This is a genomic window from Staphylococcus rostri, assembly GCF_002902145.1.
Lineage (GTDB): Bacteria > Bacillota > Bacilli > Staphylococcales > Staphylococcaceae > Staphylococcus > Staphylococcus rostri.
The window spans coordinates 1-415 of the sequence record NZ_PPRF01000167.1; the positions used below are offsets into that span (position 1 = coordinate 1).

Here is a 415-nt window from a genome sequence, read left to right on the forward strand (position 1 = left end):
ATATCATATAGTGTACCATATAGACAAGTGCTTAAATATATAATCATGAAGGGATAATTGACTTATGAATAAGAAGCTTGGATACCGTAGTGATATTGATAATAAATATATATTTTTAATATGCTTTTTAAATGCGATTATTACAACGTTCCTATCATATAAAATTATTGACTTAATAATTGTACTAAGTAATTTGAATCAAAACATCAAGTGGGCTATAATTTTGTTGTTTCTATTTATTTCTTTTTTAGCATCCTTTTTATCGCCTATTATAAACGGTTTATTATACGTACTCTTATGTAAATTATTAGATCGAAAAAGTATTATACACCAAAAAAACATTAAACTTTTTAAAATATATATTATTTCAACAATACCACTTATTTTAGATTCTTTCGCAAAAATTATTATAGCC

1 protein-coding gene is annotated in these 415 nt (G+C 23.1%); it reads right to left on the reverse strand.

Annotated features, from left to right (window positions below):
* Positions 1 to 198: 198 nt before the first annotated feature.
* Positions 199 to 415 (reverse strand): hypothetical protein (locus CD122_RS12220; RefSeq protein WP_206167777.1); only part of this gene is annotated, 217 nt, incomplete at its 5' end.